The sequence below is a fragment of the Colwellia sp. E150_009 genome, assembly GCF_053543955.1.
In genome coordinates, this window is sequence record NZ_JBHFOM010000052.1 from 1 (window position 1) to 13,075 (window position 13,075).

The window sequence follows — 13,075 nt, forward strand, 5'->3', positions numbered from 1 at the left end:
AAAAGGCTTATATGCAGCGTTATTGATTTTGACAAGGGAATGACCATTCTCTTCAATCAATGCCTTGCCTCTAAGCCTTTTAATTCTCGCTGAGTGGGAAAGAACTTAATCAACTTGGTATAATTGCGCATCATAACAAAAATATAAATACAAGCCCATCAACACTTCTCTTTGTTTTACTTTTATTACTCAATTAATGAATATAAAAAGTCTATGAATATTTTAACCTCATATATGTTCTCAAAAAACAATATTAAAATACTCCTCATGTTAATCATTTTTTTTTATGGTACTAACCATTTTATTCAATTTTAGGTTTAAAAAATAAATGCGTATAATCTACACTATTAAACTATTGTGCTATTACATATTCTAAAGGAAAATCAATGGATCAAACTACTTCTCTCGAACACGTTCGTGCTTCTTATAACGTGCGTCACTGGAGTCAAGGGTATTTCGGTATTAATGATGCTGGTAATGTTTTTGTGGCGCCTAAAGCAGAAAACCAAGAACAAACTGTTGATTTAAGTAGTATAGCTCAAATGATAGAAGCAAAAGGTCTTACGCTACCAGCATTAATACGCTTTCCTCAAATTATTCACCACCGTGTTCACAGTTTGTGCGAAGCGTTTAACCAAGCGATTACTGATTATAATTACCCTGAAGAATATTTGTTAGTTTACCCGATTAAAGTCAACCAACAACGCGAAGTTGTTGATGAAATTTTAGCGAGCCAAACAAATAAAGAACATAAACAACTAGGCCTAGAAGCAGGCAGTAAAGCTGAGCTTTTGGCTGTATTAGCGTTAGCACAAAAAGCAACGTCAGTTATTGTGTGTAATGGCTATAAAGACCGAGAATATGTACGATTAGCATTAATTGGTAGAAAACTAGGCCATAAAGTACATATTGTTTTAGAGAAAATGTCTGAATTAGAAATGATTCTTGCCGAAGCAAAAAATTTGAACGTTGAACCTAGTTTAGGTTTACGTGTTCGTTTAGCCTCACAAGGTAAAGGAAAATGGCAAGCCAGTGGTGGTGAAAAATCTAAATTTGGCTTATCTGCTTCCCAAGTATTAAAAGTGATAAAAGTACTTAAAGAACACGATAAATTATCAACACTGCAATTAGTACATTTTCATTTAGGCTCACAAATGGCTAATATTCGTGATGTGCGTTTAGGTGTTAGTGAAGCGGCACGCTTTTATTGTGAACTACGTAAGTTAGGCGCAGGTCTTGAATGTATGGATGTGGGCGGTGGTTTAGCTATAGATTATGATGGTACACGTAGCCAATCACATAATTCAATGAACTACAGTTTAGCAGAATATGCCAATAATATAGTGCATGCTATCGGTGATACTTGCAAAATGTATGACGAACATATGCCGATGATTATTTCTGAATCTGGTAGAGCGTTAACTGCGCATCACGCCGTACTAATTTCTAATGTTATTGGCGCAGAATCTTACGAGCTTGAAGATATACAACCGCCTACTGAAGATGCATCATTATTACTGCATAATATGTGGCGATCTTGGGTACAATTAAATGAGCGTACAGATGATCGCGCCTTAATTGAAATTTATCACGATACGCAAAGTGATATTAGTGAAGTACATAATCAATTTGCGATGGGTCTTTTAGATTTAACCGAACGAGCATGGGCTGAGCAAGTCAATATGCGCGTTTGTTATGAATTAAACGAATTAATGGACAATAAAAACCGTTTTCACCGTCCTATTATTGATGGTTTAACTGAAAAGTTAGCCGATAAGTTTTTTGTTAACTTTTCCCTTTTCCAATCATTACCTGATTCGTGGGGTATCGACCAAGTATTTCCAGTATTACCTTTAAATAATTTGCAAAAATCACATCAAAAACGTGCCGTTTTATTAGACATCACTTGTGATTCTGACGGTGCTATTGACAGCTATGTTGACGGGCAAGGTATTGAAACCACATTACCTGTACCAGCATGGAATGAAGATGAACCCTATTTAATGGGCTTCTTTTTAGTGGGGGCTTATCAAGAAATTTTAGGCGATATGCATAATTTATTTGGTGATACGCATAGTGCTGTTGTTACGATGAATGATAATGGTGAAGTGGAAATATCAGAAATTAACGAAGGCGACACCGTTGAAGACATGTTGAGCTATGTGCATTTAGATGCGCAAGTATTTAAACAGACCTACGCCGAACTCGTAAATAATAAAATACCTGAGGAAGAGCGCGAATCAATTTTTGAAGAATTGGTCACAGGTTTATCAGGTTACACTTATTTGGAAGATTTTTAATGAAAGATATCTTCAATCAAATAGATAACTCTATTTACTCGAACGCAATGACGTTTATGCGTTGTCCGTTAGTGACAAACCCGATAAAGCACGATGCTGACGTGGTGATATTAGGCTTACCGTTTGATATGGCCACTTCAGGTCGTTCTGGTGCACGCAGTGGCCCTACCGCTATTCGTCAAGCGTCTGTGCATCTGGCTTGGGAAGGCGCACGCTTTCCTTGGCCTTTTAATTTACTTAAAAAAATCAGTATCATTGATGCCGGCGATCTAATTTATGCTACGGGTGATGCACAAGAGTTTACGCAACATGTTGAACAAGCAGCAGATCAAATCCTAAACAGCAATAAAGCGATACTTTCGTTCGGTGGTGACCATTTTGTAACACTCCCCTTGTTACGTTCACATGCTAAAAAGTTTGGTAAAATGGCGCTTGTTCATTTTGATGCTCATACGGATACCTATAATAATGGTAGTCGTTATGATCATGGAACAATGTTTTTTCATGCACCAAACGAAGGTTTAATCGATAAAGATAAATCGATACAAGTGGGGATACGCACTAATTATCAAAGCGAAAATCATGGGTTTACTGTTATTAATGCTATGCAAGCCAACGATTTATCCGTTGATGCAATTGTTCAAACGATTAAAGACACTGTCAGTGACTTGCCCGTTTATTTAACTTTTGATATAGATTGCTTAGATCCAGCATTTGCGCCAGGTACTGGTACGCCAGTATGTGGTGGTTTAACGACTGATAAAGTGTTAAAAATATTACGAGCGTTGCAAGGGATTAATATTGTCGGTATGGATGTTGTAGAAGTAGCGCCTGCCTACGATAACAGTGAATTAACAGCCCTAGCTGCAGCGACTATAGGATTAGAACTATTACATTTGTGGGCAGTTAAACACAGATAACAAGTCAATTACTTTAAATTTGAATGAGCCATTTATCGTTACTTATAATATAAAAACGATAAATGGCTAAGCTTTCAGTTTTAAAAATCTCCTACATGCTTTTTACGTCATCAGTAACGAAGCGATAAATAAACATAAGAGCAAAAATATAAAAACAAGCTCGTCCACACCCCTTTCATTTTTTTGTTTCATTTTCTTAATAATTAAAGCCAATATATGTGGGTAATTGTATGCAGATAACACTAACAAGCAAGCGCAATAATTTGTGATGTTTAATCATTTTTTTTGATTAAACCATACCTAAAGAACACCATAAATTCATTCAATATAAGTTCATCAAATTTCAAATCGCCTTTGCATCTTATGTAAATCCCCTAAAACATCCTTTCCCAACGGCTTTTTCTAATAAAGTTTCACGTTAAAGAGTCTGAATTTAAAAACACAAAGCACCTAACAAATAAAAAATAAAAATTCAAGATATTTATTGTCACATCATTTTTTTCAAATGAAATCAGTATGAAGCCTCCCCGTTAGAAGGTTGACTCTATTAACAAGTATTGTATAACTTGTATAACAACAGAAGATCTTCTAAATCATCAATTAAAAAAGGCAAATACAATGAACGTTAAATCATTCAATCCTCCTCGTAGAATATTAATGGGACCTGGACCATCAGATATTAGCCCTGAAGTATTATCCGCATTATCAAGACCTGTGATAGGTCATTTAGATCCATTATTTATCGGTATGATGGATGAAACAAAGGCATTGCTTCAGTATGCTTTTCAAACAAAAAATGAATTTACAATCGCACTTTCAGCCCCTGGTTCTGCTGGCATGGAAGCATGTTTTGTCAACTTAGTTGAAGCTGGAGATAAAGTTATTGTTTGCCGTAATGGCGTCTTTGGCGACCGCATGGTACAAAATGTAACTCGTATTGGTGGAGAAGCTATTATTGTTGATTCTCCTTGGGGACGAGCCGTAGAAGTAGACAAAGTAGAACAAGCATTAAAGGCGAATCCTGACGCTAAATTTTTAGCCTTTGTTCATGCTGAAACATCAACTGGAGCCGTGTCTGACGCCAAAGCACTATGTAAATTAGCACAACAACACAACTGCTTATCAATTGTTGACGCGGTAACATCACTGGGAGGTATAGAGCTTAGAGTTGACGAATGGGGTATTGACGCTATTTATTCTGGCTCACAAAAATGTTTATCTTGCGTGCCTGGATTATCACCATTATCTTTTAGTGAGAAAGCCGTGAATATTGTTAAAAATCGTAAATCTTTAATTCAAAGTTGGTTTTTAGATCAATCACTTGTCATGAGTTACTGGTCTGGTGAAGGTAAACGAAGTTATCACCATACTGCCCCTGTAAACTCACTTTACAGCTTGCATGAGTCATTAGTACAACTGCAAAATGAAGGCTTAGAAAACGCTTGGGCTCGTCATCAATCTCAACACGAAACATTAGCCAAAGGCTTAGAAAAACTTGGTATTGAGTTTATTGTGCCAAAAGAAGAACGCTTACCACAATTAAACGCTATCTATATTCCTGAAGGCATAGATGATGTAAAAGTAAGAAGTTACTTACTCAACCATTACAACCTTGAAATTGGTTCAGGTTTGGGTGATTTAGCAGGTAAAGCGTGGCGTATTGGTCTTATGGGTTATGCTGCAAGAAGTGAAAATGTCGCTTTATGTTTAGCTGCACTTGAAGATGCCTTAAAACAATAAGCCAAAAACTTCTCAAAATTAATTTCACATTGTGAAATTAATTTGCTATTGGTGAAAGTAACAAACAACCATTTATGATTAAATAACGTATAAAGCTGTTGATCATTTATCGTTGTTTGTTCTTTACCCCCTCACACAATAAAGTTTGCTTAAGGCGTATTGCCTCTATAACCTAGCTTGGTTGAAATAGATTTTGCCGCTTTAACTAAAGGCTTCGCCCATTCATTTTTGCGTCTTTCGATCGGTGCCGATACTGACAAACCAGCAATAACTTCACCATATTTGTCATAAATGAGTGTGCCAATACAACCTACTCCCATCTCTGCTTCTTCGTTGTCAAAAGCATAGCCTCGTTTAAAACAAGTGATACTTTCATCAATGAGCATATCAACAGTAGAAAAAGTATTACGTGTATAAATAGGTAAATTAGTTCGTTCAGCATACCCCCGAATTCCTTCTTCTCCCTCCCTACCTAGCATCATTTTGCCAACACCAGTAACATGCAAAGGTGCTCTACTTCCAATGATTTGTTGTACATTCATCATTCTATCTGGCAGAGCTTTATCAATATAAATAATAACATCTCCTTCTCGGGTCGTTAAATTAACGGTTTCACAAAATTTATCACGCAATTTATGTAAATACGGGCTAGCAACTTTTCTAAAGTCAATGCCTGCACTTGGGTTATTAGACAGGCGAATTAATCTACCACTTAAGTGATATTTCCCCGTGTCGTCTTTCTCAACAAAATGATTGTCAATTAAAGAATGTAAGATTCTAAATGCTGTAGAAGGTGATAAGTTAGTATCAGCACTCAGAGCTTTTAATGTTACAGGTAAAGAATACCGCGACATGGCATCTAATAACTGCGCCGCCCTGTCAATAACTTGAATTCGAGATTCAGGTTTGGTCTTTTTCATCTGTTTGACTCCGTGTTAATCCGTTCTTATCTGTTATTTAGCAATACTTCTTATGAACCACTCGTTTAAATTATAAAGAATATAGTAGTTTTTACTACTGTAGAAAGGCGTTTGATTAAAACCGTCTAGTTATTTCATTCATAATAAATTCGTTAAGCACTTTAGTTATTAGAGGTAACTCAGTATTATGCTAATCCATTCCCTAATTTGAGTGATAAACGGTTTTATTCTAAACTTTTTAATTTTCGCTGAGTAACTGGGTAATAACTTAATAGGCTTGGTATTATACATCAGAAATAAAAATGCAAATAACCAAAGTGATAAACATGAATAACGACGTAACAGAACAAAAACTGACTAAATACAATGAGTTTTTCTCAATTGAGCATGAGTTTTCAATAAATATATTACCCGTAGAAGAACATATGGGTGTTAGCTATGAGCAATTTTTAGCTAACATGCCTACACCATTCAAAATGGCAAGTGATATGTCAACCATTGATCAAGCCGCCTTGCGTCCGTTGCAAGCACTCTCAGGTAGTGCAGCCCAGTTAGTTGATTACTTAAATCACCAGTCAAAAAAAATAGATTTACTTATTGGCTATATTTTAAGTCAACAAGATGAAGAACAACATAGATATCAAGGTTTAAGATTTGGCGGGGGCGGTTTACTGTTTACTGCCAACACAGCCTTCAACTTGACCCAAATCCTTGAAATGAAAATTTTTCTCTTAAATGAAAATTATGCGGTCTATTGTTATGGCGAAGTAATTGAAATAGAAAACATTGACAATACTTTTCACCACAAAGTTATTTTTCATTTTATAAGAGAAGAAGACAGAGAGATACTTGTTCGCACAAGTTTACATGAACAGTCTAAACAACTTCAAGCACTTGCTCAACAACGAAACCAAGAACGAACGTCTTAAATTAATACATCACTTCCCTCAAAGAAAATCTGATACCTAAAGAGAAGTGATACTAATTCAGCTAGACACAAATACGATTTAATGTCGTATCAACATCACAAGACGTTTTTTGTTGCTGATTTGCATGCTCTGCAACACGCGCAAGTCCTTCATTAACTTCACGACTTAATGATAACACAGCGCTCATATTATCATTAATGGAAGCCGTTGAATTTTGCTGGTCTTGAGTGCCCTCTGCAATTTGTGAAGTTAAACTGTCAACTTCTTTAAATGCCTTGCTAAGTTGTTTAAGTGCACTAACAACCTCTGCCGATTGAGCTAAGCTTTCTTGTGTTAAACTTTGACCGCGTGTTACCGCACTAACGGCATTAGCTGTTTTATCTTGTAATCCTTCTACCATAGATTGAATTTCAACAGTCGCCTCTTGAGTACGAGAAGCTAACGCTCTTACTTCATCAGCAACAACCGCAAAGCCACGCCCCTGTTCACCAGCACGTGCCGCTTCAATAGCCGCATTCAGAGCTAACAAATTAGTTTGATCAGCAATACCACGAATAACGTCTAATACAGAACCGATACGTGCGCTTTCTTCTTTCAATAGACCTAAGTCATTAACCATACTTTCCACTTCTTTCGCAAAAGACTCAATAGTATATTGGCTAGTATTAGATGATGAAATGCCCTGATTTAACGTGGTCATTACACCACTGGTTGTATTACTAACTTGATCAGCATTATTAGATAAGGTTGATGACGTATTCGCAATCTCTTCTATTGATTGCGCCATTTGTTCAATTTGGCTTACTGATTCATCCACAGTATTCACTGAATTTTGCATTTGTGTCACAAGTTCATCAGAGCCTTGATTCAATTTTTTTGATTCACGTCGAATATCACTCACTACATCGCCTAAGCTAACAATAAACTGGCTTAATTCGTTAATGACAACACCGAGTTCATCTTTTAGGGGATCAATCAATCGATTTGATGGCGCTTGTTCAGTACTAACAACCAAATCTAAATAACATTTCAACTTAGCTATTCGACAAGTTATTTGTTTCGAAAAATAGAAACTACTCAACACAACTTGCGTAATAACAAGCACAAGAACAATAGCCAAAACACTATATTTACTTAAGTTGTCAGATGAAAATAAAATACCCAAAAGAAATAAAATACCCACTATGATCATAGGCAAAAGGAGTTTTGTTGTTAAATTTTTATGCATAGAGTGTCCGAATATATTTTATTATTATGTTATTACAAGACCTAAACCTGATAAGATAACTTACCCGTTAACAAATAATTTTACTATGACTATTTAATTAAAACACTAAGTATTCATCCACCAAGGAGGTTTTATGTCGTTAAGTGGCATAATTTTAACTATTTTAGCATTAGGTATCATCTTAGGAGGCGTTTTTCTGCTAAAAAAATCAGCTAAAAAGTTCGATTTAACACCCGAGCAGTTAAAAAAAATTAAAAAACGGAACAAGGAACTAGATAAGGAAGAAAAGGCAAACTAACACAATATGTATTAGTTCTGACTTTACTTACGGTAAATTCAGCATTGTACTTACAGTCAGTACTATGTTCAGTTATATGCTTGCTTATCGCATTTAAGAATTAATTAGTTTCGATACAAAGTTTTAATTAAATGATAACCAAATTTTGTTTTAACGGGTCCATGAACTTTTAATAATCCCTTTTTAAATACAACATCATCAAAAGCCTTAACCATTTGCCCACGACGGAACTCGCCTAAATCTCCCCCTTTCTTTTTTGAAGGACATATTGAAAACTTTTTCGCTAGTTGTGCAAAATCAGCTCCCTTTTCGAGTTTGCCTTTTAGTAGTAATGCTTCTTGCTCTGTTTTAACTAAAATATGAACTGCCGCCGCTGTTACCATTATTATTACCTGCTTTCATCTTTATTAATTGCTATTATACTGAGATAACAATCTCAAGGTAAAAGCATTATTTTCTTTTACTTATGCGATTATTGACATAAAATGTCATTAACATTTCATATGGTAACTAAAATTTAAAGTTATGAGCACTATAAAACACTTATTTGAAAACAATAAACGTTGGGTTAACGAAATATTAGCGCAGGATCCAACTTTTTTCAAAAACCTATCAGAGCAGCAAACACCAAAATATCTATGGATTGGCTGTTCTGATTCTCGCGTACCCGCTAATGAGTTATTAGGCATGATGCCAGGCGAAGTGTTTGTTCATCGTAATATTGCTAATCAAGTTATCCACACTGATTTAAATTGTTTATCAGTAATACAATTTGCGGTAGAAATACTAAAAGTAGAAGACATTATTGTTTGTGGTCATTATCGATGTGGTGGTATTAAAGCAGCTTTTCATGATGAAAGCCACGGTTTAATTGATAACTGGTTGCGTCATATTCAAGATGTATATCGCTTTAACCAGAAAAAACTCGATGCTGTTGCAGATGATGCAGGACGCATGAATCTACTCTGTGAGCTTAATGTTATTGAACAAGTTGCTAATGTTGCTAACTCTACAGTTTTACGTAATGCGTGGCTAGCTAACCAAAATGTTACAGTACACGGCTTAGTCTACAATGTGCATGACGGCATTTTGAAAGATTTGAATGTTTCAATTAGTGGTAACACTAAAAAATAACGGTAAAAACATACGCGTCGAGTTGCAAAACATATAATTTCGCAACTCGATAATATGTATCAATAATAGTCAAACCAACAACTATAAAACCCCACGTTCCATTTGGTTTAATTCAATTGACTTAAACAAAGTTGAAAAATTTCCTTCACCAAAACCTTGATCATTAACCCGCTGAATCATTTCAATAAAGATAGGACCAAATAAATTTTTAGTAAAAATTTGTAATAAATACGTATTTTCTGCTTGGCTATCAATTAAAATCTGGTGTGCTTTAATCTTCTCTTTATCTTCTTTAATCCAAGGTACCCGGTTGAATATTTCATCATAATACTCTGGCACAATATGCAGGGTATCAACAATATTGCGGTCCAATTTATCTAATGAACTGACTAAATCATCTGTTAAAAAAGCTAAATGCTGTACACCTGGACCATTATATTCATGTAAATACTCATCAATTTGATTATTATTAGTACCTTTACCCTCATTAATTGGAATGCAAAAGTTTCCGCAAGGTGACTGCAATGCGTATGAGATCAATGCACTTTTAATCCCTTTAATATCAAAATAGCGTATCTCAGTAAAACCAAAAATATCTTTATAGAAGTCTGCCCACCGCCCCATTGTTCCTTGATAAACATTATTAGTTAAATGGTCCACAACTAAAAAGCCTTTATCCTCAACAATCACAGGAGTATCATGAGTATCAAAGTCAGTATCATAAATACAGCCTTTATTTTTACCTTGTGATTTAAATACATCGATAAAATAAATCAAGCTGTCACCAATGCCAAAAATCGCTGGATAAGGTAATTTACCTTCCACTTGCTCAGCCGTTTTTGCGCCTCGCTTTAACGCTTGTTCAAAGGCAAAATCAGCATCCTCAACTCGCCACCCCATTGAACAAATAGCTGGACCATGGCTCTTAGCAAATTCTGTTGAGAACCCTTTTACTTCTCTATTAAGTAAAAAGTGAATATCATTCTGATTAAAGTAATCGATATCACGCCCTTTAAATTTTTTAATTTTTGAAAAACCAAAACCATAAAAAGCTTGTTCCATAAAATCAGAGTCGGGGCTTGCATACTCAATAAATTCAATGCCATTTAATTTTAATGGGTTCTTTTTTGATACTGTTGCGTCAGTCATTTTATGTTCTCTTATCGCTGTATTTTGAACACCTTAAAAAGTAGGTGCTTAATGTAATAACTTCATTATCTAGAGGATTTAACAATTACGAAAGCTTCTACTCAACAGCACTTTCATGAGTGATGTAAATGAATATGTACGTTAAATTCAATGAAAATAATACGAATAGAAAGCTAGCCTATACAATAGCTAATAGTACAATGTATTAAATTATTTACAGGCAATAAAAAAGGTGCTAAAAAGCACCTTTTTTGTGGTTATCATTAATGCGAAGATTAATTATGACGCTGTGAACGTTCACTGTGGCGACGTGGTGCTTGTCTTTCAACTTGCTCTTCTGAAGCTGAAATGGCTAAAGGTTGTCTACGTACTCTCACAGCTTTTAACTGATTAAATAAGTCCGTTGGAATGCCTTTAGGTAATTGCACAAAGCTATGCTTGTCATGCAAGTTAATAGCACCAATATAACTACTGTCTAATGATATTTCATTAGCGATTGCGCCAACAATATCACCTGGACGTGCGCCATGTTCTTTACCTACTTCCAAGCGATAGGTTTGCCAATCTACATCATTACGATTAACTTTTGCTTTACGTGGTCTATCATCACGTGAACCACGGTTACTATTACGTTCACCTCTGTTGTCAGCACGATTTTCTGAACGTGAATCACGACGAGAATCTCTACCACGATCATTTCTATCACGACCGTTGCGATCACCTCGACTATCTTTTTCACGCGCATCACGACGCGGTTTAGGATCTTCTTTTGGTTGTAGTGGTTGTTTTAACTGCTTTTGATATAACAACGCAGCAGCTAAATCCATCATTGATAACTCAGACTCACTTGCCATTGCTTCAACAATTTCGCGCATATTGGTTAATTCTTTCGTTTCAACAATATTCGCTATTTCATCACGAGCACGTTCAATACGTTTTTTACCTAATTCTTGAATATTAGGTAACTCATACATATTCACCTTACCAGAAGTTAAACGCTCATAATGACGTAAAGAATACATTTCGCGAGGGCGAACAAAAGCAATTGATGTACCTTCACGGCCGGCACGACCTGTACGACCAATACGATGAACATAGGCTTCATTGTCACCAGGTAAATCATAGTTAATAACTAATGAAATACGCGGAATATCTAAACCACGAGCAACAACATCTGTTGCCACTAAAATAGATGATTTACCCGATTTCATTTGGTCAATACAACGTTCACGCTGTGCTTGGTTCATGTCACCATTAAGTGCCAAAGCAGGATAACCCGCTCGCTCTAATTTTTCAGCAACATCAACCGTATCATTACGGGTGCGAACAAAAATAATCATCGCATCATAATCAACTATTTCAGCAATACGTTCTAAAGCTGTCATTTTAGTGATGCCACTAACTTTCCATGCATATTGTGTAATATTCGCTTTGGCTTTTTTAACCGCTGCAATTTTAATATGCTCAGGATCTTTTAAGAAACGATTAGCAATTTTGCGAATAGCAGGCGGCATAGTTGCAGAGAATAAACACATTTGCGTTGTTTCAGGCAAATGGTCCAAAATCCACTGAATATCTTCTAAAAAACCCATGTTTAACATTTCATCAGCTTCATCAAGTACACATACTTTTAGGTCTGCTAACTTGAGGCTTTTACGACGTAAATGATCCATCAAACGACCAGGCGTACCAACAACTACTTGCGCACCACGCTCTAATTGTTGGAATTGTGGTCCATAAGATTGACCACCGTATAACGTAGCAACCGTTAAGCCTTTCATGTTTTTTCCGAAAGACTCAATAGCTTCCGCTACTTGCATTGCTAATTCACGTGTTGGAGCTAACACCATTAATTGCGGCTTTTTAATTGACGTATCAATTTTTGCTAAAGCTGGTAAGCCAAAAGCTGCTGTTTTACCTGTACCTGTTTGTGCTTCACCTAGTACATCTTTACCTGCTAATAAAGGTGGAATAGTTTGGGCTTGAATATCAGTAGCTGAAGTAAAACCTATTGCCGTGACAGCCTTTAATAAATTAGTTGGTAAACCTAATGAGTCAAAGCTCACTGTATTTTGTTGCCCTATCGAATTTTTGCTATTTTTTTGTTCTGTATTTTTTTGTTCGGTCATTTTTAATTTCATCAATTTAAGGCAGGTATGGAGAGCATCTCTAAAAAGACGTCTAAAAGAAAAATTAGCAAAAAATAAAAAGCAAAAAAATAGCTCACTTTCATACATAACATTGGTTATAGAAAGAGATCTGAATTGAATAAATTTTTAAATGCTAAGTCTTAAACCTGCGTACATCATACGAGGAAACCACCAGGAAGACTTAAAGCGCATAGCGTATCTTCACGCTATATTTCTGCTGAAAACGAAATGTTCAGCTGGGCAAGTCTATTGGGCAGAAAACCCCTACTCATTTCGATGGACTTATTGTTTTTTAAGAATTTCTCTT

General features: G+C 35.8%; 11 protein-coding genes. 6 read left to right on the forward strand and 5 right to left on the reverse strand.

Going from position 1 to position 13,075, the window contains the following annotated elements; genetic code table 11:
- Positions 1-386 precede the first annotated feature (386 nt).
- The 3 genes from speA to ACE1OF_RS17370 all read left to right on the forward strand — a co-directional run bounded on the left by speA (position 387) and on the right by ACE1OF_RS17370 (position 4,960).
- Positions 387-2,300, forward strand: coding sequence for a biosynthetic arginine decarboxylase (speA, locus tag ACE1OF_RS17360; RefSeq protein ID WP_448896001.1), 1,914 nt, complete (start codon positions 387-389; stop codon positions 2,298-2,300).
- Complete coding sequence (gene speB / locus ACE1OF_RS17365) at positions 2,300-3,220, forward strand: agmatinase (RefSeq protein ID WP_448896002.1); 921 nt, start codon at positions 2,300-2,302, stop codon at positions 3,218-3,220. The genes speA and speB overlap by 1 nt, the downstream gene beginning before the upstream one ends.
- Before the next feature lie 618 nt (positions 3,221-3,838).
- Positions 3,839-4,960, forward strand: a complete 1,122-nt coding sequence (locus ACE1OF_RS17370) for a pyridoxal-phosphate-dependent aminotransferase family protein (protein ID WP_448896004.1) — start codon at positions 3,839-3,841, stop codon at positions 4,958-4,960.
- Positions 4,961-5,109: 149 nt separating this feature from the next.
- Here ACE1OF_RS17370 and ACE1OF_RS17375 read toward each other — a convergent pair whose 3' ends face one another.
- Positions 5,110-5,880, reverse strand: coding sequence for an IclR family transcriptional regulator (locus tag ACE1OF_RS17375; protein WP_448896005.1), 771 nt, complete (start codon positions 5,878-5,880; stop codon positions 5,110-5,112).
- 326 nt (positions 5,881-6,206) lie between these two features.
- Here ACE1OF_RS17375 and ACE1OF_RS17380 point away from each other — a divergent pair, with 326 nt between their 5' ends.
- Positions 6,207-6,809, forward strand: coding sequence for a PilZ domain-containing protein (locus ACE1OF_RS17380; protein WP_448896006.1), 603 nt, complete (start codon positions 6,207-6,209; stop codon positions 6,807-6,809).
- A gap of 61 nt (positions 6,810-6,870) precedes the next feature.
- Here the strand turns inward: ACE1OF_RS17380 and ACE1OF_RS17385 are convergent, their stop codons facing one another.
- Positions 6,871-8,037, reverse strand: a complete 1,167-nt coding sequence (locus ACE1OF_RS17385) for a methyl-accepting chemotaxis protein (RefSeq protein WP_448896008.1) — start codon at positions 8,035-8,037, stop codon at positions 6,871-6,873.
- Positions 8,038-8,170: 133 nt separating this feature from the next.
- Between ACE1OF_RS17385 and ACE1OF_RS17390 the strand changes: the two genes are divergently transcribed.
- Positions 8,171-8,335 carry a DUF2897 family protein gene (locus ACE1OF_RS17390; RefSeq protein WP_448896009.1) on the forward strand — a complete coding sequence of 55 codons (165 nt, stop codon included), beginning with the start codon at positions 8,171-8,173 and terminating at the stop codon, positions 8,333-8,335.
- Positions 8,336-8,439: 104 nt separating this feature from the next.
- On the opposite strand, the gene ACE1OF_RS17395 is transcribed toward ACE1OF_RS17390, so the two are convergent.
- Positions 8,440-8,718 (reverse strand): peptidylprolyl isomerase, encoded by a 279-nt coding sequence (locus ACE1OF_RS17395; RefSeq protein WP_448896010.1) that lies wholly within the window; start codon positions 8,716-8,718, stop codon positions 8,440-8,442.
- Between the two features lie 142 nt (positions 8,719-8,860).
- On the opposite strand from ACE1OF_RS17395, the gene can reads away from it, so the two are divergent.
- Positions 8,861-9,469: a carbonate dehydratase gene (gene can / locus ACE1OF_RS17400; protein ID WP_448896012.1), complete on the forward strand. Its 609-nt coding sequence runs from the start codon at positions 8,861-8,863 to the stop codon at positions 9,467-9,469.
- Positions 9,470-9,550: 81 nt separating this feature from the next.
- On the opposite strand, the gene hppD is transcribed toward can, so the two are convergent.
- Both hppD and ACE1OF_RS17410 read right to left on the reverse strand, forming a co-directional pair.
- Complete coding sequence (gene hppD / locus ACE1OF_RS17405) at positions 9,551-10,618, reverse strand: 4-hydroxyphenylpyruvate dioxygenase (protein ID WP_448896014.1); 1,068 nt, start codon at positions 10,616-10,618, stop codon at positions 9,551-9,553.
- A 275-nt stretch (positions 10,619-10,893) separates the two neighbouring features.
- Entirely contained in the window at positions 10,894-12,747 is a 1,854-nt protein-coding gene (locus tag ACE1OF_RS17410) for a DEAD/DEAH box helicase (RefSeq protein WP_448896015.1), read from the reverse strand.
- Between the last annotated feature and the right edge of the window lie 328 nt (positions 12,748-13,075).